This is a genomic window from Streptomyces sp. NPDC008238, assembly GCF_042956445.1.
In the GTDB taxonomy this organism is placed as follows: Bacteria; Actinomycetota; Actinomycetes; order Streptomycetales; family Streptomycetaceae; genus Actinacidiphila.
Window position 1 is genome coordinate 83,577 of record NZ_JBIBGK010000005.1, and the last position, 24,377, is coordinate 107,953.

A 24,377-nucleotide genomic window follows, 5' to 3' on the forward strand; every position below is an offset into this window, starting at 1 on the left:
TTCTTCGCCGCATCCCCCAAGGAGTGACCGTGGGCCACCTGGACAAATCCTTCGACCGCAGAGACTTCCTGCGGGCCACCGCCGGCGCCACCGTGGCGCTCGCCGCCGCCTCCGTCGTCGGCGCCGCGACGGCGTCGTCCGCCGCCGCCGCGCCCAGCATCCTGTCCATCCCGAAGGACCGCATCTCCCTGCAGCTCTACAGCGTCCGCGACAAGGTCACCTCGCTGGGCTTCCGGGTCGTCCTGGAGGAGATGGCACGCATCGGCTACAAGGAGATCGAGTTCGCGGGATACACCCAGAACACCTCGATCCTCGGCCGGCAGATCACTCTCCAGGAGATCCGTCAGCTGCTCGACGACAACGGCCTGAAGGCGATCGGCAGCCACGTCGGCATCGGGGACTTCCGCTCCAACCTCCAGGGCCAGCTCGACGCGGCGCAGATCCTGGGCATGCCGCACGTCGGCACCGCCAACGCACCGTCGAACTCCAACACGGTCTCCGGCTACCTCGCCGCCGCGGAGGAGTTCAACACCTGGGGGCAGGCCGCCGCCGCCCGCGGTCTGAAGCTGTACCAGCACAACCACGCCGGCGAGTTCGCCTTCGCCACCGACCAGCCGTCGGTCCGGCTGTACGACGTCTTCCTGCGCAACACCGACCCGCGCTACGTCTACTTGGAGATGGACGTGTACTGGGCCTACGTGGGCCAGCACCGCTGGCCGGGCTTCGACCCCGCGGCCTACGTGCGCAACCAGCCCTACCGGTACCCGCTGTTCCACATGAAGGACGGCGCCGCCAACTCGAGCGCGGACGGCTACTCCATCGTCGAGTTCGGCGCCGGCGTCCTGCCGTACCAGCAGTTCATCCGGGACATCGGGGCCCGCGGCAGCCACGTCGGCATCTGGGAGCAGGACACCGCGCCCAACACCCAGCCCAACCCGCCGGGTTCGTTCGGCGCCGCGCAGCGCAGCTTCACCGCGCTGAATCAGCTGCTGGCCTGATCGCAGGCACCCCACCGGGCCCGGCCCGCCGGTGACGCGCCGCTCCCACGGCGCAACCGGCGGGCCGGCCCGGCCGCGCACCTCCTGACCGGCACAGACCAAGGAGACGCATCACTGTGTACCGTACCCTGAGAGGCCTCATGGCCGGGGTGCTCCTCGCATCGCTGCCCATGCTGAGCGGTCTCGCCTTGGCACCGGCCGCGCAGGCGCACCCGGACGACGCGCTCGCGACCGCGGCTGCCGACCCCGCCGTGGACTGGTCGAACTACGAGAAGGTCACGCTCAGCAAGAACACCGGCGAGCCGATCGACCTCGCCGTGCTGCCCGATCTGCGCGTCCTGCACACCGCCCGCAACGGCGACCTGCGGATGACGGACCCCGGCACCGGGATCACCAAGGTCGTGAACCACCTCGACGTCTACCAGAACTCAGAGATGGGTCTGCAGACCGTCACCCTCGACCCGGACTTCGCCACCAACCACTGGGTCTACCTCTACTACTCGCCGCCGCTGAGCACTCCCACCGGTTCGGCCCCCGAGCGGCTGCCGGCCGGGCAGACCGACGCCTACTGGAAGCAGTGGGAGGGCTACGACACCCTCACCCGCTTCAAGTGGACCGGTGACCAGCTCGACCTGTCCACCGCCCAGGAGATCATCCGCGTCACCACCAACCGCGGCCAGTGCTGCCACGTCGCCGGCGACGTCGACTTCGACGCGCAGGGCAACCTCTACCTGTCCACCGGCGGCAACACCCCCGCGTCCGGGCCCAATGTGAACGGCTACACGCCGATCAACGACGCGGCCACCTACAACCCCGGCCTCGACGAGCGCCGCGGCTCCGGCAACACCAACGACCTGCGCGGCAAGATCCTGCGCATCCACGTCCAGGACGACGGGTCCTACACGATCCCGTCGGGCAACCTGTTCCCCGTCGGCACGGCCAAGACCCGTCCCGAGATCTTCGTGATGGGCCTGCGCAATCCGTACCGGATGACGGTGGACAAGGCCACGGGCGCCGTGATGTGGGGCGACTACGGCCCCGACGCCGGCAACGCCGACGCCAACCGCGGGCCGATGGGATACGTCGAGTGGGACACCACCACCACGGCCATGAACAGCGGCTGGCCGTTCTGCACCGGTGACAACACCCGTCCCTACCGGGACTTCGACTTCGCCACCCTCACCCCCGGCCCCGCCTTCGACTGCGCCGCGCCGGTCAACGACTCCCGCTGGAACACCGGCCTCACCGAGCTGCCCCCGGCGAGGGCGGCCACCTTGTGGTACGGCGACCGCGACACCGACCAGCCCTGGCCGGAACTGACCGCCTTCCGCGGTCCCGGCGGCCCCGGCGGCCAGGCCCCGATGGGCGGCCCGGTCTACCACTACGACGCGTCCAACCCCGCTCCGGGCAAGTTCCCGGCCTACTGGGACGGCAAGGCCTTCTTCGGGGAGTTCTCCCAGGACTACGTCGCCGCGCTGACCCTGGCCGGCCCGGACGGACCGGTCACCAAGCTGGAGAACGTCCTGCCCAACAGCGAACGTTCCGCCAACGGCATCCCGCAGTGGGACAACCCGATGGACCTGGAGTTCGGCCCCGACGGCGCGCTCTACGTCCTCGACTACGGCGACGGCTTCTTCCGGCAGAACCCCGACGCGGGCCTCTACCGGATCGACTACGCGGAGGGCAACAAGGCCCCCACCGCGGTGATCAGCGCCAGTCCCTCCTCGGGCCAGGCGCCGCTGACCGTCTCCTTCAGCGCCACGGGTTCCAGCGACCCGGAGGGCAGCACCCTCACCTACCAATGGGACCTCGACGGCAACGGCACGTTCGAGACCACCGGCCCGACGGCCAGCCGCACGTACCCCGACAACGGGCAGCTCCAGGCCCGCCTCAAGGTCACCGACCCCGAGGGCAAGACCGGCCTGACCAGCAAGCAGATCACCGTGGGCAACACCGCCCCGACGGTCACGTTCACCTCCCCGCCCAACGGTGGCTTCTTCACCTGGGGCGACGTGGTGCCGTACGCCACCCGGATCGACGATCCGGAGGACGGCACCAACGTCGACTGCACCAAGGCCGCCTGGACCCTCGGCCTCGGCCACAACCAGCACGGCCACCCGGTGACCAGCGGGACCGGCTGTTCGGGGGCGATCACCACCCCGGCCGACGCCGGCCACGGTGACACGGAGAACGTCTTCGGCGTCCTCGGTCTCACCTACACCGACCGGGGTGCCGGCAGTGTGCCCCCTGCCACCAGCGACGCCCAGGTCGTCCTCAACCCCGCGCTCATGCAGGGCGAGCACTACGACTCGGCCCAGGGCGTCACGATCACCGATGACACCACCGCCTCCGGACAGCGCAAGCTGACCGCCTTCGACGCCGGAGACTGGATCGGCTACGACCCGGTGTCCTTCTCCGGCATCACCGGGGTGCAGACCCGCGCCACCGGTGCCGGCACTCTGTCGCTGCGCTGGGGCACGCCGCGGTCCGACCCGTTCGCCACGATCACGGTCCCGGCGGGCGACGGCTGGCAGACGGTCAACACGGCGCTGGGTTCGGCTCCCACCGGCACAGGGCAGCTGTTCGTCACCTCCTCGGGCGGTGTCGACGTGGACTCCTTCACCTTCCAGGGGTCCGGTATCGCCGACAGGACCCCGCCGACGGTGACGGCCACCCTCAACCCGGCCCAGCCAGGCGGCAGCAACGGCTGGTACACCGGCAACGTGTCGCTGACCGTCAACGCCACCGACAACGGGGCCATCAAGAGCCGGGAGTACTCGCTCAACGGCGGAACGACCTGGCTGAGCGCGAACAGCACGGTCACCCTCTCCACGGAGGGCATGAGTTCCATCCGGTACCGGGCGACGGACACCGCCAACAACATCTCCGCCGTGGGCACCGTCGCCGTTCGCATCGACAAGACCGGACCCGCGGTGACGGTCACCGGTGTGACGGCCGACACCGCCTACGGGGACTCCCAGCGCCCGACGCCGGTGGTCTCGGTCACGGACGCCGTCTCCGGTGGGCCGACCGCGACGGCGACGCTGGACGGTACGGCGGTCACCCCGGGGCAGCCCCTGCTGCTGTGGCGGTTGCCGCTGGGCGGCCACGACCTGGTGGTCACCGGTCGTGACGCGGCGGGCAACACCACCACCCGCACCGTGCACTTCACCACCACCACCTCCTTCGACGAACTGGACACGCTGATCACCCAGCTGCGTGCGGAGAACCGGCTCACCGAGCAGGGCCGGCAGCGCCTGACGGTCCGGCTCGACCACGCCCGGGCGCACGCCGACGCGGGCCGCACCAACCAGGCGGCCGCCGTCCTGGACCAGGTCGCGCAACTGGCGGCGGACACCAAGCTGGTGACCGACGCGACCGCGCGGACCGCGCTGGCCCGCGATGCCCTCGCCGTGAAGGGAGGCCTGGCCGGCTGATGCGAGGGGGTGCTGCCCGGCCGTCACGGCGCCGGGCAGCACCCCGCCGGTGGCTCCAGGGCTCTCCGGTGGCCGTCGCGGGACGGCGGCCGCCCGCCCTGGAGTTCGTCCACATGCCCGGCCGTCCCAACTGGGGTTCCCATCGGGCGTCTTCCCGGCACACCGGCGCTTTCTTCGTTTCGGATTTAACTTTCGGCGATTCGCGTGAAAGCCATTGACGCTTATTAAGTGACGCCTCTAACGTTTTGTCATACATTCGGCCGATACCCAGGAAGTGGGCCCGTGAGCATCCAGTACCGCGTGCTGAGCCTGTTGCGCGACCTCGGGCCGCTGTCGCGCGCACAGCTGTCCGACGAGCTGGAAGTGGCGAGGCCGAGGCTACTGGCGGAACTCGAAGCCCTGATCGCCGCCGGAAAGGTGCTCGAGGCAGGGCGGGCCACCTCTCGCGGCGGCCGGCCTTCCACCCTCGTCCAACTCGATCCCGACATCCGCTTCGCGGCGGTGGACCTCGGGGCCAGTTCGATCGACATCGAGATCACCGACGGAGGGCTGAACCCGATCGCCTCCTACGCCGAGGCCGCCGACATCCGCAAGGGCCCGCGTGCGGTCCTGGACAGGGTCAACGAACTCCTGAACAAGATGGCGGACCAGGCCGGTTGCGCGCGGTTCAACTCCATAGGCATCGGGCTGCCCGGGCCGGTCAGCTTCAAGGAGGGGATCTCGGTCTCCCCGCCGATCATGCCGGGCTGGGACCGCTTCCCCGTCCGGAACACCCTCACCCGCGCGCACGGCTGCCCGGTCGTGGTGGACAACGACGTGAACGTGATGGCCCTCGGCGAGGGGTACGCCGGCGTCGCCAAGGCCGTCGACAACCTGCTGTTCGTCAAGATCGGCAGCGGCATAGGCTGCGGCGTCCAGGTCCACGGCCACATCTACCGCGGGTCGGAGGGATCCGCGGGCGACATCGGCCACATCCAGGTCGAGGCCGAGGGACCGGCGTGCGCGTGCGGCAAGACCGGCTGTCTGGAGGCCTTCTTCGGCGGTGTGGCCCTCGCCCGGGACGCCACCGCCGCCGCCCGTTCGGGGCAGTCGCCTGCGCTGGCCGAACGCCTCGCCGCGGAGGGCCTCCTCACCGCGGTGGACGTGGCGGAGTGCGCGGCCGGCGGCGACGTCACGTGCGTCAACCTGATCCGGGACGGCGGCCACCGGGTGGGACAGGTCCTCGCCACGCTGGTCAGCTTCATCAACCCGTCGATGATCGTGATCGGCGGGGGCGTCTCCGGGCTCGGCCACCTGCTGCTCGCCGAGATCCGCAGCGTCGTCTACAAGGGCTCGCTACCACTCGCCACGGGGAACCTGCAGATCGTGCTGTCCGAACTCGGCCCGCGGGCCGGAGTGGCCGGCGCGGCATTGCTGGCCAGCGAACTCGACTTCGAGAACCATCTCTGACGACCGGGGCGAGTCCGTCGGCCACCCCACGGGGAACACGAACTGCCCGCGGCGGGAGGCCGACGAGCGGGGGTGCCCGGCAGCCAGGCCAGTGCCCTACCCACTGCCCATCCGGCGCAGCGGTCGGTCAGACGTCAGGGTCGACTTCGGGGTGCGTGAACCGCACGGGCTTGCCCAGCGACCGGGCGTAGGCGATTTCGGCCCGGGTGCTGTCTCCGATGTAGTCGCCGACCACGAGCACCTCGTCAGCGAGCCGGATCTTCGCCCGGTGCAGATCGTCGAGTCGGACCTTCAGCGCCTCGGCCTCGACAGGATCGGACCACAGTTCGTGCGGCGACTTCACGTCACAGCCCGGTTTGACGACGATCCTTCCGGCCGCGGTCTCGCGCAGGTCGGCCTCGGTCATCTCGGCCATGAAGCGGGTGGAGCCGCAGATCACCACGATACGCGGGAGGCTCAACAGCTCCTTCGCGTCGGCGAGTGTCTCCTCGGGGGTCAGCCGTTGCGGGTATGACACCGGTTCCTCCTGGTCGTGTGGTCCGAGGGGTGCCTGCGGAGAAGAGGACGAGGATCTCCAGGATCGATTTGCGACGAATGACGCGGCGCCCCTCGCGCCGGCACCCTATGTGACGCTTCTGTACTTCAGTCGGGCCGCGTGCCGTGTCCGCCTTGGGCGGGGCGGCGGTAGGCGCCGTACCACCAGATCCGGGCGAGTTCCCGGGCGAAGGCGGCGTCACGGCTGCCGTCGTCGACGCTGATGTGGTGTGCGATCGCCTGGGAGCCGCCCCAGACGATGATCCGGCTCGCGGCGCCAGCGTCGACGTCGGCCGGCGTCGTGCCGGCGGCCTGCTCGGACAGTACGGTGCGCAGCGTGGTCTCCTCGAACCCTTCGAGGTTGGCCGTGTAGAAGTCGCCCACCGCGGAGTCGTAGGCCGCCGCCTCCCGGACCGCGGTGAGCACGCCCTGATGGGTGCGGTGGATCCTGATGACTTCCTCGAAGAACCGGGCGAAACGGTCGGCCCCGTCCTCGCCGGCGGCGGGGTCCCACTGCCGTGCCAGCGCGAGCAGTGACTCCCGCAGACCGTCGGCAAGCCGCACCAGGACGTCCGACTTGCTCGGGAAGTGTGCGTAGAACGTGGCGCGGGACACACCCGCCTCTTCCAGGAGCCTCTGGACGCTGATGTCGGAGAAGGCCGTGCCGGAAGCGAGCATGCGCTCCAGGGTGGACGTCACCTGCGCCCGGGTCGCGGCCGAACGCGCAGCGTAACTGTCGGCCTGGCGGCGGGTCATGGGTCGCATCAGGCGTCCTCCAGTGTGTGTCGTGCCTCGCATCCACCGGGCTCGTGCGAAAGAGGTCCGCGATGGTGACAGGGATCCCCCCACAACTGCTCGCCCCCACCTTCCCCGAGGTGGAAGCGGACCCGTGCCGATGGGGGGCCTGCCGGCGGCTTCGTGCTGCCGCGAGGCCGGCCCCCCATTGTGCCCGGAGGTTTCCTGATCAGCGCACCACGGGCAGGGCGTAGTCCCACAGCCGGTCCGCGGCGGCCGGGTCCACCGACCACTTCGCGACGCCCGCCATCACCTCGGGGCCCCCGTCGACGACGGGCGATTCCTGGTTGTCCTCGAAGTACCGCCCTGTCACACCGTCCAGGAGCGGGGAGGCGGCCAGCAGCACCGTGGTGGCTGCTCCCTGGGCCGGGGTCTTGAAGTAGTCGGGGGTGACCAGGTTGCCGTCCGCGTCCATGGCACCGAGGGCCTGCATGGTCGCCTGGTCCATGTGGCGAGTCAGGTTGGTGTGGATCCACCCCGGCGCGCAGGCGTTGGCGGTGATGCCGTGTTCCGCCCACCGGCGGCTGATCCCGACGGCGAGCAGCACGTCCGCGGTCTTCGACTGCGCGTAGGCGACGAACGCGTCGTAGGGGTGTCGCTCGAACTGGGGGTCGTCGAAGTCGAACCCGGCCCGCAGCTGGGCACCGGAGCTGAGCACGACCACGCGCGGCTTCTCGGCGGCCCGCAGGGCGTTGTGCAGACCGACCGCGAGGGCGAAGTGGCCGAGGTAGTTGGTGGCGAGCTGCATCTCCCACCCCTGTGCGTTGACCTGATGCGTGGGGAGCATCATCACGCCGGCGTTGGCGATGAGGCCGTCGAGCGGCCCGCTCCAGTCGTCGCAGAAGGCGCGGACGGAAGCCAGGTCGGCAAGGTCGACTGCCACGGCCCGGGTGCCCGGCAGCTCCTTGACCAGCGGCTCCGCGTCAGCGGGGTTCCGCGTGGCGATCGTGACCTCCGCTCCCGCGCCGGCCAGCGCGCGCACCGTCTCGACACCGAGACCGGACGCCCCTCCGGTCACGATCATCCGGCGCCCGCTGAGATCGACTCCCTCAAGTACCTCAGCAGCGGTGGCCCGCATGCCGAACGACGTGGTTGTCAGTGTCATGGCTGTGCCCTGCCTTCACGAAGAGCTGGTTCCTTGCCCGGCCGGTGGGGTCCCCCACGGCTTCGGCCGAGGCATCACGACCAAAACCATACATGGTGTTCAGACTCGCGTTCTGGTCCGGCAGGGGCGGGCGGCACGCGGTCCGGACCCCCCTGACGTGATCCGCGTCACACGGCGGTCCGCCCGATCGGGTGAAGATCGATCGGGCTACGCTGCGGGGATGGCATGGACGAGGCCGACGTACCGCTTGGTGGACGGGGAACGGGTCGACGGGGCGTGGTGCCACGTGTGGACCACGTCGTACGGGGGCTACCACCTGGCTGATCTCTTCGTCTACGCCGACGGCGCGATCCGCTGCGGGGGCCAGATGGATGTGCAGGGACTCCGGGAGCGGCTGGCGTCCGGATCGATCGCTCTGAGCGACCCCGAGCGTCCGGCCCCAGCGCCGACCCGGGAGGGTCCCCGGTGGTCCGCCCGCTATCCGGAACCGCTGACGGACGAGGGCTTCGTCGGCGAGGTGCGGGACGAGATCGAGTCGCTGAGCGGGCGGCCGACCAGTTCGGACCGGTGCTGGGAGGCGATCAGGCGCTACCAGCAGGAGCCCACCGAGGACAACCGGAAGGGTGTCCGGGCGGCGTATCTGACCATTCCGGCGCATCGGCGGGTCTACGTACTGGGCGACATGGACCGGCAGGACATCCCCTTGCGGCAGCTGGTCACTGATCTCGGCGAGCCCGTCGGCGGCGACGGCCCGATCGCCACGGCGGAGATGCACCGCGAGGTGCTGGAGTACTTCCGGGCCGGCGACCGGGGCGAGGAACGAAGCCGTGAGCTGCGCGGGGTGCTGCATGCCGATGATGCGCAAGAGGCGGGGACTCCCGCGATCACGTCGAACGAACGGGGCAACCCACCGAGCGAGCCGCCCGAACGACTGGACCTGTTCGTCCTGCGCAACGAGTTCCCGGCGCCGTTCCTCTACCGAGGGCAGCGATATCCGACGGTGCTGCACGGCTACTGGGCCCTGGCTGCGGCCGACCGCTCCGACCACGATGCCATCCGCGATGCGACCACGGTCGGCGAGGCTCACGAGACCGGCGGCCGCATCCCACTACGGGCCGAGTGGGCCCTCGTCCGCACCGCCATGATGGCCGCGCTGTTGCGCGCGAAGTTCACCCAGCACCCCGAACTCGCCGAGGTGCTGCTGTCCACGGGCGACGCCCGGATCAGCTACACCGGCATCTCGGAGTCGCCGCACTGGACCGACCGCGGTCCGCGGGAAGGCCGGAACTGGGTGGGTCGCCTGCTCGAACTCACCCGAGCGGAACTCCTGGCGGATCGGGTGGTCGACGAGGGAGAGTAACCACACCCCGGCGACCGCGCAGGCATCATCGGGGCGGGCGTGCCGATGCGGTGAACCCTGGGCGGACGCCCGCACGGCGGCACGATATGTGACTATGCTTCGGAAAGTCCCGGCCACTCGTCCGGCCCACCCCCCTGCCACTCGATGAGGTCACTCTCCTCGACCGCCATCCGGTCGAGGTCGGCGAGTCGCAGGATCTCGATGACGTCATCCAGGTGGGAGGCGATGCCCACGATCACGTCCCCGTTGGTGACCCGGCGGGAGCCGTCCAGTGCCGGGCTGTGCACCACGATGTGCGGACGCCTGGGTGATGGCTGCGGCATGACTGACCTCGCGGTATCTGTTGTCCACGGCAGCCGGGAATGGTCTGCCTGCCTGTGACGGTGGCCTTGCGAAGGCGACGCCATCCGCCGGGCCGGCGGGGCCCCAGGACCTGTTACGCCCCGTCCGGCTTCAGTCGTGCGTGAAGAGGGGCTTCCCGGCCAGGGCAAGGTGGGCCTCGCCGAGCGCCTGGTTCTGCGTCGGGTGGGCGTGGATGAGGTGGGCGACCTCGGCCGGCAGCGCCTCCCAGTTGTAGATCAGCTGTGCCTCGCCGACCTGCTCGCCCATGCGGTCGCCGACCATGTGGACGCCGACCACGGCTCCGTCCTCGACCTGGACGAGCTTGATCTCACCCGCGGTCCTCAGAATCCGGCTCTTGCCGTTCCTGCCGAGCGGGACCTTCGTCGAGACGACCTTGTCCGCGCCGTAGACCTCCTTGGCCCTGGCTTCGGTGAGGCCCACGGAAGCGACCTCGGGGTGGCAGTAGGTCACCCGCGGCACACCGTCGTAGTCGATCGGAACGACGTTCAGGCCGGCCAGACGCTCCGCCACCAGGATGCCCTCGGCGAAGCCGACGTGTGCGAGCTGGAGCGTGGGGACCAGGTCGCCGACGGCGGATATGGTCGGGACGTTCGTCCGCATGTACTCGTCGACCAGGACATGACCCCGTTCCATGGCGACGCCCTGCTCCTCGTAGCCCAGGCCACGCGAGACCGGGCCGCGGCCGACGGCCACGAGCAGGATCTCCGCCTCGAACTCCTTGCCGTCGGCGAGGGTGACCTTGACACCCTCGTCGGTGTACTCGGCCTTCGAGAAGAAGGTGCCCAGGTTGAACTTGATGCCGCGCTCGCGGAACGCGCGCTCGAGGAGGTCCGAGGAGTTCTCGTCCTCGAGCGGCACGAGGTGTCCGAGCCCCTCGACGACCGTGACGTCGGCTCCGAAGGACTTCCAGGCGGAGGCGAACTCGACACCGATGACGCCGCCCCCCAGGATGATCGCCGACTTCGGCACCCGGTCCAGGACGAGGGCGTGATCCGAGGAGATGATCCGGTCGCCGTCGATCTCCAGGCCCGGCAGGGACTTCGGTACGGACCCGGTCGCCAGCACGATGTGGCGGCCCTCGATGCGCCGGCCGTTGACGTCGACGGAGGTAGGCGAGGACAGGCGGCCCTCGCCCTCGATGTAGGTGATGTCGCGCGCCTTCACCAGTCCTGTCAGGCCCCGGCAGAGGCCGTCGACCGTCTCGTCCTTGAAGCGCTGCACGGCCGCCATGTCGATGCCCGCGTAAGAGACCTTCACCCCGAACGACTCTGCGTCGCGGGCCTGGTCGGCGATCTCGCCCGCGTGCAGGAGGGCCTTGGTGGGGATGCACCCGTTGTGCAGGCAGGTGCCGCCCAGCTTGTGTCTCTCGACCATCGCCGTGCGCAGGCCGAGCTGGGCACCGCGAAGAGCGGCGGCGTAGCCCGCGCTGCCGCCGCCGAGGACGACGAGATCGAAACTTTCGGTGGCTCCCGACATGAGGGCCCTCCCTTTCGCATTGACTGTGTGGATGGAGCCGACCACTGCGCGGCATGTCACGGCCCGCCCGGTCACGGGCGGGTCGTCATGACCGGCGGCCCCGGTCGGCGGCCCGGTGGTCCGGGGCAGGCCGGCATGAACGACCGAGGTGTCCGCGGGTCTTCGCACGTCGGCCACGGCAGGTCCGGTGGCCGGGGCTGATCAGACGAAGGTGAACAGCTGGTCGTGCTCGAACCGGGAGACCGGGCTGGTGTACACCTTTGCCGGATCGGGGTAGCCGAGCGCCATCAGCACGGTCGTGGTGTGCCCGGTCTCACGGATCTTGAAGGCCTTGTCGACACTGGTCGGGTCGAACCCTTCGAGCGGCATGGCTTCGACGCCGAGCTCGGCGGCCGCCATCATGGTCAGACCCATCGCCAGGTAGGTCTGCTTCTCCATCCAGTGGTTCAGGTCCTTGTAGCCGTAGTTGCGCAGGTTGAGGAAGTCGCGGGTCATCGACTCCCACATCGCCTGCTTCGCCGGGTCGGGGAACCGTCCGTCGCCCCGCTCCTTGGCGAACACCGCCTCGAGGTGGCTTTCGGGAAGATCAGCCCTGGTGGTGAGGATGACGGTGTGTGAGGCGTTCAGGATCTTCTCGCCGTTGTCCTGGAACCGTTCTCCCAGGTTGGCCGCCAGCCGCTCCTTTCCTTCGGGCGTCGCGAGGACGTAGAAGTGGTTGGGCTGCACATTCGTCGACGACGGCGTCGAACGCAGGAACCTCAGCAGTTGCTGGAGGGTCTCCTCCGGGATGGTCCTGCTGGGGTCGAAGTACCTGGTGAGGTGCTTGTTCATGAGCTTGTCGAGATCCATTGCGACGTTCCTTCTTCTTGTGAGCGTGGGCGAGGAGCCGGTGACTGTGCGGGTGGGTTAGTTCGTGGTGCCGGAGAGCAGTTCCTGGATGCGGTCGAAGCTCATGCCTGTCGTGGCCGAGGCGAGGTCGCCCGCGACCAGCGCCTTGGTGGCCTGTTCGAGTGCTCCCATGGCGTGGGCGTAGAGCGCCGGTCCCAGGCTGATGCGCTTCACCCCGGCCTTCCGCAGTTCGGCGACGGTCAGCACCGCGTCGGACGGTGAGACGAGGACGTTGACCGGTGTCGGCGCGACCGCGGTGACGATCGCGACGAGTGCGTCGAGGTCGGGCGGGTACGGGGCGTAGAGCACATCGGCGCCGGCGTCGGCGAAGGCGGTCAACCGACGGATGGTGTCGTCGAGGTCGGGCCGGCCCTGGATGAAGTTGTCGGTGCGGCCGGTGACGACGATCCGCCTCTTGGCCGCGACGACGGCGCTGCGTACGCGACTGACCGCTTCGTCGAAGTCACGGATGGGCTGTTCGGGACGGCCCGAGGTGTCCTCAATCCCGATACCGGCCAGTCCGGACGCCACGGCGGCCTCAACGGTGGCGGCGACGTCTTCGGGCGAGTCGCCGTAACCGTCCTCGAAGTCTCCGTTGACGGGCAGTCGCGTGAGTCGGCCGAGCAGCCGCGCGTGCTCGAGGTGCTCGTCGCGGGTGACTTCGTGACGCCCGTCGAGGCGGCCGAGTGAGAAGGCGAGCGCCGCCGACGATGTGGCGATCGCCTCGAAGCCGGCGTCGGCCAGCATCAGCGCCGAGAGGCCGTCCCAGGCGTTCGGCATGACGAGACCACCGTCGCGGGTGTGCAACGCCATGAAGTTCTCGTAGAGTTCGGAGCCCGTCATGTCGAGCCTTCCTGAATCATCGTCGAGTCGGTGAGGGATCTGCCGACCGGGTGGGCGGGGTGAATCGCGCCCCCGCCTGCCGTGTCGGGCGTCGTCCGCGCCGGGTGCGGGTGTTCACGGCGCCACGGCCGTGCCGACCGAGTCGACGGTGGGGATGTCGAGGTCGGTCTGGTTGACGTTGTTGATGAAGTTCGTGAGCAGGAATTGCACCGCCACAGCGACGATCGCCAGGATCTGGGAGTCGGTGTACCCGGCGCCTCGCACCTCCTCGAGCTCGGCATCGCTGACTCGCCCGCGGCTGTCGACCACCCGCTGCGCGAAGCGAGCGGCTGCGGCGCGCCGGGGATCGACCGAGCTGCCGCTGCGCCCGAGCTCGATGTCGGCGCCTGACATGCCGCCGAACGCGGTCGCGACGTGGCTGTGAATCGCCAGGCAGTAGTCGCAGCCGTTGGCCTGGGACACGGCAAGCGCGATGCTGTGCCGGGTCTTCGCGTCCAGAACCCGGCTCAAGGTGCCTTGCAGGTTCGTGACGCCCTCGAGAACGGTCGGGTTCGACGCGATGGCCTGGAACATGTTCGGGACGAAGCCGAGTTGCGCACCGACGTTGTCGAGTATCCGCTGCGCGCCGGCAGGGACGTCCTCTGGTGCGGGAGCTTTCAGTCGTGACACGGCGAACCGACCTCCGGTCGGGGTGTGAGTAGTCGTTGTCGAGTCCACGTCGGGCTCGGAGGGCTTCCCCCGCTCCGTCGCGGGGCCTCTCCTGCACCGGCCGTGACGTGGCCGGTTGCGCCGAGCGCCGGGCGACCTGACGTGTGAGGGATGACGCTGTCGGCCTCGCGTTCCGGATCGCCTCACCCGGGACACCGCCCTAAGAAGGACTATACAGTCCAATAATTACGGCGCCAAACCCCCCCGACGAGTCGGGCAGACCGCGCCGACTACACCTGGGTCGACGTCGCACCGCAACAAGAATGTGCAGCTAATCGCCGTAATTCGACCGCACCGTGAACTGATCGATCAGTAGGGGCGAGCGACGCTCGCGCCGCATGGAGCCAGGGATGCCTCCGTTGCGATCAACCGCTCACATGGTCTCTTTGGTCCACTCTTCAGATGGGAGACGCTGCAACCCCGGACAGCGCCTTGCGACTCCCCCGCGTCCGGGCCACCCGGGCCCCGGCCCTCAGCCCAGTGCCGGGTAGTCGCCGGCAGCGAGGTCGTCGATCAGGCTCGGGTGGGTGGGCTTCCAGTCGAACCTTGCCCGGGTCAAGGCACTCGACGACGCCATGTCGAGGGCGAACACCTGTCCGATGAGGCCGAAGCGCTCCGCCGGCACCGATTCGACCGGCACCTCCAGAACGCCGCCGATGGCGTCGGCCAGCGACCTCATGGTGTCGCCCTCGTCGGCCACCGCGTGCAGGACCGTGCCCGGCGCGGCGTCCTCGAGTGCGCTGCGGAACAGCGGGGCGGCGTCGAGCAGGTTGACCGCCGGCCATCGCTGGGTGCCGTCGCCGACGTACGCGGACACGCCCGTCTCCTGCGCGGCGGCGATGAGCACCGAGCAGAAGCCGTACGTCGTCCCGCGCTGGTGCACGGAGCGCGGCAGTCGCACGACGGAGGACCGGATGTCCTGGGCGGCCAGGCTCAGCACCTCCTGGGAGGTCCGGCCGCGGCCGCCGACCGGACCGTGGGTGGTGTCGGGGTCGTCCTCGGTGGAGGTGTGGCCCGGCTGCATCGGCGTGAGGCCGGCGTGCACGAACGGCTTGCCACTGCCCGCGAGTACGGCGGCGAGGGTCTTGACGGCGCGTGCCTCCTCCTCGATGCCCGGCTCGATGTTGCTCCAGTCGTTGCTGAAGGCCAGGTTGATGACGCCGTCGGCCTGCGTGGCGCCGGCGCGGAGGCTGTCGAGATCGGTGAGGTCGCCGCGGAGCGGCGTCCCGCCGACGGCGGCGACGGCCGTGGCCGCGGCGTCGGAGCGGACGAGACCGAGCACCTCGTGACCTGCGGCGATGAGTTCGGGAACGACGACCGAGCCGACGGTGCCACTGGCTCCGGTGACGAAAACGCGCATGGGAGGCTCCAATACTCCTGTGACGCTGCGTCGCAGGATGGCAGGCCGAGGGTCAGGCCTGCCGGTTGTAGGTGTGTGGGTCCACGGGTTGCCTGGACTTGGGAAGCCCGCCGACCACCAGCCGGTAGGAGTCGGTCACGAGTTCCTTCACCAGCTTGTCGTCGACGGCGTCCCCGCCTTCGACGGTGATCCAGTGCCTCTTGTTCATGTGGTAGCCCGCGGTGATGCCCGCGTACTGCTCGCGCAGGGCTGTGGCGTCGTCCGGATCGGCCTTCAGGATCACGACGGGGCGGCCGGGCATGTCGGTCATGAGCATGAAGACCTTGCCGCCCACCTTGTGCAGCTCCCAGTCGGGGCCGAAACGAAGCTCCTGGTCGGTGCCGGGGAGTTCCGCGGTGCAGTCGCGGGCGATCTTCTGCACTTCCTGTCCATCCAAGGTGATCAACTCCTCTGCCGGTCCGGGTGTCCGGCGTGTGTCGGTTCGGGTCCTTGCGCCGGTCGGTGGCCGATCGCCGTGGCGTGGACCGGGACCACGACCTGCGGGGTCGGACGGTGACCGTCCACTGCCTACGGGACGACGCGGATGACGGTCTTCCCGAGGCGTCGCGTGGTCGGGTTGAGGGCACCGACGGCATCGTCGAGGCTCGCGACGTCACCGATGTTGGTCCGCAGCCGTCCGTCCCGCACTCGCTGCACGATCTCACCGAGCGCGGCGCGATCGGCTTCGACGACGAAGTCGACGGCCAGACCGTCGGTTGGCCGTGCTTCCACCGGGCCGACGACGGAGACCAGTGTTCCTCCGGCCTTGATCAGGGCGGCGGACTGCTTCTGCACGTCGCCGCCGATGACGTCGAGGACGAGGTCGACGCCGCCGACGTCCTTCAGCGAGTCGTTCACGAGGTCGACGAACTCGTGCGCGCCGAAGTCGAGCGCCTTCTCGCGGTCGGCGGCACGTCCGGTACCGACGACGTAGGCGCCGGCCTCACGGGCGAGCTGGGTCACCATCGTCCCGACCGCGCCGGCCGCGCCATGGGCGAGGACGGTCTGGCCGGCCTGGAGGCGGCCGTGCTGGAACAGGCCCTGCCAAGCGGTCAGCCCTGAGATCGGCAGGGACGCGCCCACCGTGAAGTCGACGTCGCCTGGCAGCGGTGCGAGGTTGCGCGCCTCGATCGCCACGTACTCCGCAAGGGTGCCGTCGCGGTGCCAGTCGGCGAGGCCGAACACCCGCTGTCCGACCGTGAGCCCCGTCGTTCCGTAGCCGAGGGCGGTGACCACTCCGGCCAGCTCGTGCCCGGGGATCGACGGTGTCTTGTCACGGCCGGCGCGATCGGCCCAGGTGGACGGCCACTCCATCTCCGTGGGGACGAAGCCCGACGCATGGATCCGGACGATGACGTCGTTGATGGCCGCGAGCGGCTCGGGCCGCTCCGTCAGCGTCATTCCGGACGTTCCGGCGGCCTGGTCGGTGACCACAATGGCTTTCATCGACATGCCTCTTCCTCGTAGGTGTGGGGGTTGTGGCGACCGGGCTCCGGTGACCGGGTGGGTGTGCCACGCCCGTCCGAGCCCCCCTGGTCAGCGGGCCGCCGTCGCCGCTGCGTCAGCCCGCGGCGTTCAGATGCCCGCCGGCTATCAGTTGAGCCCGCAGTTTCTTGCGGGCGTCGAACATCGTCTTGTAGAGCGCGTTGCGATTCGTCTCCAGCTCGCCGGCCAGCGTCTCCAGGGGGACCCCGTTGACGACGGCGGTGAAGACCTGCCGCTGGCGGGCGGTCAGCGCTGTCTCGACCGCCCGGCGCGCGGCTTCGACCAGCTCCCGCGCCTGCCAGTGGCTGACAGGGTCGCTACCGGAGCGGTCGGGCACGTGCGCCAATTCGTCGACGTCGAACCCGGTATGTGAGACACGCCAGAACTGGCGGCCCAGCGCGTTGGAAACCTCGAGCACGACGAATCGGAACGCCCACGTCGTGAACCTGGCATCGCCTCGGAATTGCCGAATCTTCTTCGTAATCCTCATCAGCGCGTCGGCTGCCGCCTGGTGGGCGAGATCGTTCAGCTCAGGCCCGGTAATTCGGTAACGAGGGCCCCGGCGGAACACTTCGTCCAGGGCAATCCGCACCAGCAGTTCGTGCAGCCGCGTGCAGGCCAGCTCGTACTGGGGCCCGCGGCCGCCCTCGAGTGCATCGACCCAGGCGGCGGACTCCGGGTCGAGTTGCCCCCGGATCACGGCGGGTGCTGCTGCCGGGGCACTTCCGCTGGTTCCGGCCTGTTCATTCAGGGCCGGGCGGCACGTTTTTCCAACATCTGCACAGCGCATGGTTCTCAGTCCCCAGGTTATCTCGTGTGAACAATCCCAGCACGAGACCATCTACCGGCCGTCTACGCGAAGTCGCTGTTTTCTCTCTTGCCGGGCCCCTCATCCCCGGGAGTTCCGGGACGGGGTCCCCGCGGATTCCGGCAAGCGACCCATGCGCCGCCGGGGGTGCCGTTCCGTCGAGGCTTCCCGGCCCGGGCGGTGCCCGCGGTCCCTCAGAAGCCTTCCTGGGTGTCGGGCACCACGTGGACGGCCGCCTCCTCGGCGGAGGCGGCGCCGTTGTCGATGCCCACGTCCCGCGCCCAGTAGTCGTCGCCGTCGTATCCGGCGGTGAGAACGTCCGTGTCCCAGCCGACGAGGCGTCCCGCCCGCTCGTCGCCGACCTGGTCGTCGATGAGCTCTCCGTCCGTGCCGATCGTGTCGCCCAGTCCGTCGCCCTCCTCCGGTGCGCTGACGTCCGGCAGCTCGCGCCTGAGCCGATGGGCGAGGTCCTCGTGGGAGGCGCCCTCTCTCGCGGTGACGCCCCAGTCGTTGACAGCGAGGGGCGCGTCGGCGGGTGAATAGCCCTGGTCCAGCACGTCCTCTCCCAGCTCGTCCTCGTCGTACTCCTCCTGCGAGCGCAGGGGATTGGATTCGGCCAGGTCTTCGTAGGACGGGAAATCATCTGGTGAAGTCATCACGGCCTCCATGCCGTCGGATCCCACGGCATCTCGGTGCCGGCGCCTCGACGGCGCGGCGGGTGACGACCATCCAAGCGGCCGGGTGTCGACTCGGCGTCTATCCGGCGTGGTCTCCCGGCAGGCACGTCGTCGGCCCCGGCCGACGCCGGCCCTGCTCGCGCTACAACCGGGCCGGATTGCCCTGGTCCAGGAACCATTGCCCCGCCTGCTCCACCGCGTATGCGGCCACCAGCCGGTTCCAGCTGTACCGACCGGGGCCGATCTCCGAGACGAGGTGCGATCGGGTGAGGCGCGACAAGACCTGCCGGACGCGGCCCTCGGGCCGTCCGGCCAGGTCCGCGACCTGCGATGCCGCGAACATGGGGTCCGGACAGGCGCTCAGGTCGCGAAAGAGCGCGGCTGTCTCCGTGTCGAGGAGGCGGTACGAGCGCGTGATGGACTCGCGGACGTCGAGCGCCTGGTCCTCCTCGCTCGCGAAGGCGTCGAGAGTGCTGTGTTCCGGCACCTCGTACTCGTCGGCCAGGCCCGCCAGACGCAGCTGCGGACGATACGCCGCGCGGGCGGCGACGTTGGCCAGGGCCAGGGGGAGCTGCCCGGCCAAGCGGATGATGCGGTCGACGGCCTCCGGTTCGGCTGCCGTCCTCGCCGCGCCGAGCCGGTGCGCGAGGAGGGTGCGTGCGTCGGACACGCTCAGGGGCATGAGTGTGAGAGGAAGTGCCTGGTAGGCCGCGACGAGCGCGTGCAGTTGCATGCGGCTGGTGACCAGGGCCATGGAGCCGGCGCTTCCGGGGAGGAGATGCTTCAGCTGCTCCGTGCTCGACGCGTTGTCGAGCACGACAAGCACGCGCCGCTTGGCCAGCAGGCCGCGGAACATCAGACCCCGTGCCTGCGCGGTCTCGGGCATGTCCTCGAGGCGGACCCCCAAGGCCTGCAGGAAGTCCTCGAGCACGTGCGCCGGGTCCCTCGGCTCCGGCTCCGGTCCGACTCCCTGCAGGTCCGCGAAGAGCTGGCCGTCGGGGAAGCGGTCGGCCAGCCGGTGGGCGACGGTGATGGCGAAAGCCGTCTTCCCCACCCCGGCCAGCCCGCCGACCGTGCAGATGGCCACGGAGGACGACGCCTCCGCCTCGGCGGCCAGGCGTTCGACCTGTGCCTGCTCGCTGCCGCGACCGACGAGGCTCGGCAGGGCAGCCGGGAGCTGAGCCGGGACGTGAGGCCGAGGGGTGCGTGCCGTGTCCTTCGGGCGCTCGGTGCTCCGTGGGAGCTGGAACCGCCCGGAGAGGATGCGTTCGTGGACCTGCTGCAGTTCCGTCGACGGGCTGACGCCGAGGCGCTGACGCAGCAGGTGGCTGGTCGTGTGGTAGATCGTCAAGGCCTCGGACTGCCGTCCGGCACCGTAGAGCGCGGTCATGAGGAGGCCGCACACGCGCTCCCGAAGCGGGTGCTCCGCCAGCAGGGCGGACAGTTCCGCGGCCGCCTCGGTGTAGCGCCCTCTCTCCACCTCGCACGCGAGCTGCTCCTCCGCACAGGCGAGGCGCAGCTCGCCGAGGACGCTGCGTTGCTGGTCCGCGAACGGCCCCGGGACCCCCGCGAGGGCCGCTCCCTTCCACATCTCGAGGCCCTTCGCCAGCAGGCTCGCCGCGACCTCCAGGTCGCCGGTGCGGCGGGCCTCCCTCGCCTTCGCCATCGTCTCCTTGAACCTGTTCAGGTCCAGGGCGTCCGGTGGTATGCGCAGCAGGTAGCCCCCGTCGACCCGGCTCACGGAGCTGTCGCTCTTCTCCCCCAGGGCCTGCCTGAGCCGGTAGACGTAGGTGCGCACGGAGCCCACGGCCGACGGTGGGGCGTCGTCGCCCCACACGTCCTCCACCAGCCTCGAAAGGCTCACGGGCTTGCCCGCCCTGAGCAGCAGCGAAGCGAGCACGGCGCACTGCCTCGGCTGGCCGGCTGCGGCCTCGACGCCCTCTTTGTGGAGCCGGACCGGGCCGAGCACGGAGAACTCGACGCCTGCATGCATGGTGCCTACCGCCTTGGAGATCCTTGTGACGCTTGCGTGGCTGTCCGCGGGGAACTGCCTTCCTCAAACGTACCTCAGATCGACCACTTTTCAGGACCAAATAGTCCTCGCATGCCCTGGCCGGGAGATGTGACTTCCGTGCAGGTGATGGTCGCGTGCGGCGACCGCGCGCTTACGAAATTGGACGAAGTCGTCCTCCCGCGGTTAACGCACCCCACTGGGCCGCCATCGCCCGTCTGGGGCAGCCGCTCCGCAGTGACGGTGGGCCCGCAGGTGATCACACCATGTGTTCCGTGTTCGGGGTCGTGCCGGTGCGCGGGTTGCGTGCAGCGAGGACGGTGAACACGGTGGCGACGAGAGCGAGTGCGCCGTACCCGAGGGCGATGTCCGGTAGCGCGAAGGCGTTCGAGAGTTGGCCGGAGATGAGACTGGGGAAGGCGGCGCCGCTATAGCAGAGGAGGTAGATCGCGCTGAAGATCGGCGCCCGGTCGGCCAGGGCGCTGTCGTGCAGCAGGCCGCGGGTGGCGGCACTGATCGCGATGCCCTGACCGCCGCCTGCGACGATGGTCGCGGCGATGAACAACGCCAGACCGCCGATGGTGATCGCCGTCATGATGCCGATCCATCCGGCCAGGAAGATCGTCATGCCGATGCGCTGGGCCGCCGCGGAGGTGAACCGGCCGCCGATGGGGGCGCCGAGAACGCTGGGGGCCATGTAGGCGGCGAACACCAGCCCGAGGACGAGCGGGCTGTGGGTCCGGAGTCGGTCTGCGACCAGTGCGGGCATGAAGGCCTGGTAGAACGCCCCGGTCGCCCACGTGGCCAGGTACAGCGCGGCGGCGACCGGGAGCAGGTGCCTGACCCGGGCGGGTACGCGGACGCGGGGTATCAGTGATCGCCAAGCGCCCGGCGTCGGCTTCGCGGTCTCCGGGCTGATGCCGATGAGTGCGGCGGACAGTACGAGGAGACCGGCACACACCAGGTAGACGAGGTCGCGGGGCCAGGGGCCGAACTGGACCAGGGCGCCGGAGGTGACGGCGCCGAGCGTGAGGCCGAGCATGGGCCCCTGGCTGGAGGCGACGGAGGCCAACCACTCCGGCCTGGCCGGTGCGGTGTCGACGATGTAGGAGGTGAGGCTGCTGCTGGCCAAGCCCGCGCCCACGCCCATCAGCAGCCGACCGGCCATCAGGGCTCCGATGTCGTGCACCTTCAGCAGCAGCAGGCAACCCAGCAGAAGCATGCCCAGGCTGGCGATCGCGGTGGGCCGTCGACCCAGATGGTTGGACAGCCGGCCCAGGGTCAGCAGTGCGGCGATCGTGCCGAAGGAGTACGAAACCACGGCCAGCGAGACGCCGGCGTTGGTGAACCCGTCCTCGGCCCGGTAGGTGTTGAACAGGGGGATCGGTGCGGCCGACGCGGCGAACGAGGCCACCAGGGAGACCACCGCGGAGGGGAATGCGGGCCTGAGCGACCTGCCCCGGCGGGCGAGCTGGGTCACCGGTGCCACGTCGTGCATCGAGCAGTACCTTTCCATCGTTCTGGATCACCAGGAGGTTCCTGGGTGTCCTGTCCGGGCTGGGACTCCGCGCAAGGGGCCGACCCCGAGCAGGGGCAGGCCGGCGCACCCGGTCACACGGCGCAGCAGGCGACACGTGTCAGGGAGGAGGCACAACAGTGCCCCGCTGCGTGTGATTAGCGGCGCTCAGCGGCGCCGCCTTACCAACGCGGCCTCCCCTGTTCCTCGTCGCCGTCCCGCTCGACGTCTTGCCACGCTGATCCACAGGCGTGAGGGCCGCGAGGAACAACCGCGACAGCGTGATGTCGGTAAGACGGCACAACGGATCGACGCACATAAGACAGGTGCAACCGCCATCCGATAGGCCTGGTGCGCCATGGGGCGACGGAGAGCCCATCCCGCACATCCCCGAAGGGAACCCGAAACCATGCCAGTTGGGCTTGTCGGCACGACCGCACCGATCACTGGCTCTGCCCGCTCGTGATGCCGGCCCGTGACGACCACCGCGGTTCGCAAGCACTGCACACGCCCATGTCGGTGTTCTGGGCTGCTTCGGGTATCGCCCCTGGTGCGATACGAGCGGGACGAGGTGTGCGCCGTTCGGTGGTCGAAGGCGTACGCGAAGCTGTCCGCACCGGCCGCCTGGCACCAGGAACGCGGCTGCCCTCCTCCCGCCGGCTCGCGGGCGACCTCGGACTCGCCCGCAACCCGGTGGCCGACGCCTATGCCGACCTCGTCGCGGAGGGATGGCTCACCGCCCGCAGGGGCTCGGGCACGGTGGTTGCCGACAGGATGGTCACCCGGCCGATCGTGGCGCGCCCGGCCGTCGATCAGTCCGACAGACCTCGTCACGACCTGATCCCGGGTAACCCCGACCTCGCCGCCTTTCCCCGCGCGGCGTGGCTGAAGGCCGCACGCCGCGCCTTGGCCGCGGCCCCCGACGACGCGCTCGGCTACGGCGACCCCCGCGGCCGGCCGGAACTACGGGCCGCACTCGCCGAGCATCTCGCACGGACCCGCGGGGTGTTCGTGAGTCCGGAGCACATACTGATCTGCGCCGGCGTCTCTCACGGCCTGCGGATCCTGAGCCGAGTGATGACCGGGCGTGGGGCGTCGGACGTCGGCGTCGAGTCCTACGGCCTGCCCCGGTACTGGGACCTGCTCACGGCGGCCGGGCTGGAGACCCGGCCGCTTCCCTTCGATGCCGACGGGACGAAGCCGGTACCGCCGGCGGGCACGGACGCGGTCCTGCTCACCCCGGCACACCCGTTCCCTGTCGGCACGGCGCTGCGCGGCGATCGCCGGACAGCCGTCGTGGACTGGGCCGAACGGACCGGCGGGCTGGTCCTGGAGAACGACGACGACGGTGAGTTCCGGTTCGACCGCCAGTCCGTCGGCGCGCTCCAGGGACTCGACCCCGACTGCGTGGTCTACCTGGGTGCCGCCGGCAAGACCCTGGCTCCCGGCCTGCGGCTGGGGTGGATGGCGATGCCTCCCGCACTCGCCGAGGAAGCCGTGGCGGCCAAGGGGCAGATCGACTCGTGCGAGGTACTCAGCCAGCTGACGATGGCGGAATTCCTCACCTCCGGCGCCTACGACCGTCACGTACGCGCTGTCCGCCGGCGCTACCGCGATCGACGGGAGACCCTCGTGACGGCCCTGGCCCAGCATGCCCCAACGGTGCGCGTCATGGGAGCGGCGGCCGGCCTGCACACCGTGCTGGGTCTGCCACCCGGAGCCGAGCAGCGGGTCCTTCAGGAGGCTGCCCGGCAGGGCGTCGCGGTGACCGGTCTGTCGCGATACCGCCACGAGCGGTCCCCGAACGCCCTGGCCGATGCCCTCGTCGTGGGATACGGGGTGCCCACCGACGCCGCGTGGCCTCAGGCACTGTCGGCACTCGTGGGGATCCTTTCCCGGCACTCGGACTGATCCCTTGGTGAGTCCGGCGCCCCCTCACGCCCGGTCTCGTGCCGAGTGACCCGTGTCCGGGATGCCGGAGAACTACGCCAAGTCGTGCTCGATCGCGGTGATCTCGCGTTCGTGACGGTCTTTCACGGGCTGGTGCCCGGGGTACGCGCCGACGCCAGGATGGACCTCGTCGATCAGGTCGGCGTACTCGCGGTTGCGGTCGATGAACTCACCCACCACCGGGCAGATGACGGTGATCTTCTTCCCGCTCTCGCGGATCTCGTCCAGCACACGAGAGATGAGCTCCGTGGCCACCCGGTTCTTGCGGTAGGCGGGGTCGACCCAGGTCGTCAACAGCACGACGCGGCCGCCCACGAACCGGTACGAGAGTTCGGCGATCCCCACATCGCCGAGCGCGGCGACCCAACGGCCGTGCTCCGCGTCGTTGAGGACGTCGAGCACCCAGCGGGACTCCGCCTCGCCCGGGCTTGCCTCGTCGAACGCAGCGATGAGCGCGGCGTTGTTCTCTTCACGGGCGGACGCCTCGGCCTCGAAATCGAACGTCATTGTCACACTTTCTGTTGTGGACATCGCATGGGAGGACCGCGCCGCCGGCCGTCCGGTGGCGGTGGGCC

The 24,377-nt window shown here is 69.9% G+C and carries 21 protein-coding genes; 5 read left to right on the top strand and 16 right to left on the bottom strand.

All coding sequences use genetic code 11. The annotated features are described in order from the left end of the window. The first annotated feature begins 29 nt into the window (after positions 1-29). The 3 genes from ACFZAU_RS14455 (at position 30) to ACFZAU_RS14465 (ending at position 5,884) form a co-directional block, all read left to right on the top strand. A complete protein-coding gene (locus ACFZAU_RS14455) occupies positions 30-998 on the top strand; it encodes a sugar phosphate isomerase/epimerase family protein (protein ID WP_500552393.1) in 969 nt (322 codons plus the stop codon). A gap of 140 nt (positions 999-1,138) precedes the next feature. Continuing rightward, the gene (locus ACFZAU_RS14460) at positions 1,139-4,435 is read left to right on the top strand and encodes a PQQ-dependent sugar dehydrogenase (protein WP_500552394.1); all 3,297 of its coding nucleotides are present in this window, start codon (positions 1,139-1,141) and stop codon (positions 4,433-4,435) included. A gap of 282 nt (positions 4,436-4,717) precedes the next feature. Next, on the top strand, positions 4,718-5,884 hold the full coding sequence (locus tag ACFZAU_RS14465; RefSeq protein ID WP_499605880.1) for an ROK family protein: 1,167 nt from the start codon (positions 4,718-4,720) through the stop codon (positions 5,882-5,884). A 127-nt stretch (positions 5,885-6,011) separates the two neighbouring features. Here the strand turns inward: ACFZAU_RS14465 and ACFZAU_RS14470 are convergent, their stop codons facing one another. The 3 genes from ACFZAU_RS14470 to ACFZAU_RS14480 all read right to left on the bottom strand — a co-directional run bounded on the left by ACFZAU_RS14470 (position 6,012) and on the right by ACFZAU_RS14480 (position 8,318). Continuing rightward, the gene (locus tag ACFZAU_RS14470; RefSeq protein WP_500552395.1) at positions 6,012-6,401 is read right to left on the bottom strand and encodes a hypothetical protein; all 390 of its coding nucleotides are present in this window, start codon (positions 6,399-6,401) and stop codon (positions 6,012-6,014) included. A 125-nt stretch (positions 6,402-6,526) separates the two neighbouring features. Next, complete coding sequence (locus tag ACFZAU_RS14475) at positions 6,527-7,183, bottom strand: TetR/AcrR family transcriptional regulator (protein WP_500552396.1); 657 nt, start codon at positions 7,181-7,183, stop codon at positions 6,527-6,529. A gap of 199 nt (positions 7,184-7,382) precedes the next feature. Then, on the bottom strand, positions 7,383-8,318 hold the full coding sequence (locus ACFZAU_RS14480) for an SDR family NAD(P)-dependent oxidoreductase (protein ID WP_500552397.1): 936 nt from the start codon (positions 8,316-8,318) through the stop codon (positions 7,383-7,385). Positions 8,319-8,538: 220 nt separating this feature from the next. Here ACFZAU_RS14480 and ACFZAU_RS14485 point away from each other — a divergent pair, with 220 nt between their 5' ends. Then, positions 8,539-9,678 carry an NADAR family protein gene (locus tag ACFZAU_RS14485; RefSeq protein WP_500552398.1) on the top strand — a complete coding sequence of 380 codons (1,140 nt, stop codon included), beginning with the start codon at positions 8,539-8,541 and terminating at the stop codon, positions 9,676-9,678. Between the two features lie 92 nt (positions 9,679-9,770). Here the strand turns inward: ACFZAU_RS14485 and ACFZAU_RS14490 are convergent, their stop codons facing one another. From ACFZAU_RS14490 to ACFZAU_RS14545, 12 genes are all read right to left on the bottom strand, one after another. Next, the gene (locus ACFZAU_RS14490; RefSeq protein ID WP_500552399.1) at positions 9,771-10,001 is read right to left on the bottom strand and encodes a hypothetical protein; all 231 of its coding nucleotides are present in this window, start codon (positions 9,999-10,001) and stop codon (positions 9,771-9,773) included. A 130-nt stretch (positions 10,002-10,131) separates the two neighbouring features. Beyond that, positions 10,132-11,517, bottom strand: a complete 1,386-nt coding sequence (gene lpdA / locus ACFZAU_RS14495; RefSeq protein ID WP_500552400.1) for a dihydrolipoyl dehydrogenase — start codon at positions 11,515-11,517, stop codon at positions 10,132-10,134. A 201-nt stretch (positions 11,518-11,718) separates the two neighbouring features. After that, positions 11,719-12,366 (bottom strand): nitroreductase family protein, encoded by a 648-nt coding sequence (locus tag ACFZAU_RS14500; RefSeq protein WP_500552401.1) that lies wholly within the window; start codon positions 12,364-12,366, stop codon positions 11,719-11,721. Between the two features lie 57 nt (positions 12,367-12,423). After that, complete coding sequence (locus ACFZAU_RS14505) at positions 12,424-13,248, bottom strand: isocitrate lyase/PEP mutase family protein (RefSeq protein ID WP_500552402.1); 825 nt, start codon at positions 13,246-13,248, stop codon at positions 12,424-12,426. 114 nt (positions 13,249-13,362) lie between these two features. Then, positions 13,363-13,917: a carboxymuconolactone decarboxylase family protein gene (locus ACFZAU_RS14510; protein ID WP_500552403.1), complete on the bottom strand. Its 555-nt coding sequence runs from the start codon at positions 13,915-13,917 to the stop codon at positions 13,363-13,365. A gap of 511 nt (positions 13,918-14,428) precedes the next feature. After that, positions 14,429-15,316 (bottom strand): SDR family oxidoreductase, encoded by an 888-nt coding sequence (locus tag ACFZAU_RS14515; RefSeq protein WP_500552404.1) that lies wholly within the window; start codon positions 15,314-15,316, stop codon positions 14,429-14,431. A 52-nt stretch (positions 15,317-15,368) separates the two neighbouring features. Continuing rightward, positions 15,369-15,752, bottom strand: a complete 384-nt coding sequence (locus tag ACFZAU_RS14520; protein WP_500552405.1) for an MmcQ/YjbR family DNA-binding protein — start codon at positions 15,750-15,752, stop codon at positions 15,369-15,371. A 131-nt stretch (positions 15,753-15,883) separates the two neighbouring features. Beyond that, the gene (locus ACFZAU_RS14525; RefSeq protein ID WP_500552634.1) at positions 15,884-16,801 is read right to left on the bottom strand and encodes an NADP-dependent oxidoreductase; all 918 of its coding nucleotides are present in this window, start codon (positions 16,799-16,801) and stop codon (positions 15,884-15,886) included. A 115-nt stretch (positions 16,802-16,916) separates the two neighbouring features. Next, on the bottom strand, positions 16,917-17,540 hold the full coding sequence (locus ACFZAU_RS14530; protein WP_500552406.1) for an RNA polymerase sigma factor: 624 nt from the start codon (positions 17,538-17,540) through the stop codon (positions 16,917-16,919). Between the two features lie 302 nt (positions 17,541-17,842). Next, positions 17,843-18,304, bottom strand: coding sequence for a DUF5709 domain-containing protein (locus ACFZAU_RS14535; protein WP_500552407.1), 462 nt, complete (start codon positions 18,302-18,304; stop codon positions 17,843-17,845). Positions 18,305-18,467: 163 nt separating this feature from the next. Beyond that, positions 18,468-20,318 (bottom strand): AfsR/SARP family transcriptional regulator, encoded by a 1,851-nt coding sequence (locus ACFZAU_RS14540; protein WP_500552408.1) that lies wholly within the window; start codon positions 20,316-20,318, stop codon positions 18,468-18,470. 277 nt (positions 20,319-20,595) lie between these two features. After that, positions 20,596-21,834, bottom strand: a complete 1,239-nt coding sequence (locus ACFZAU_RS14545; RefSeq protein ID WP_500552409.1) for an MFS transporter — start codon at positions 21,832-21,834, stop codon at positions 20,596-20,598. A gap of 531 nt (positions 21,835-22,365) precedes the next feature. Here ACFZAU_RS14545 and pdxR point away from each other — a divergent pair. Further along, positions 22,366-23,763 carry a MocR-like pyridoxine biosynthesis transcription factor PdxR gene (gene pdxR, locus ACFZAU_RS14550; RefSeq protein ID WP_500552410.1) on the top strand — a complete coding sequence of 466 codons (1,398 nt, stop codon included), beginning with the start codon at positions 22,366-22,368 and terminating at the stop codon, positions 23,761-23,763. Between the two features lie 72 nt (positions 23,764-23,835). Here the strand turns inward: pdxR and ACFZAU_RS14555 are convergent, their stop codons facing one another. Next, the gene (locus tag ACFZAU_RS14555) at positions 23,836-24,309 is read right to left on the bottom strand and encodes a GNAT family N-acetyltransferase (protein ID WP_500552411.1); all 474 of its coding nucleotides are present in this window, start codon (positions 24,307-24,309) and stop codon (positions 23,836-23,838) included. Between the last annotated feature and the right edge of the window lie 68 nt (positions 24,310-24,377).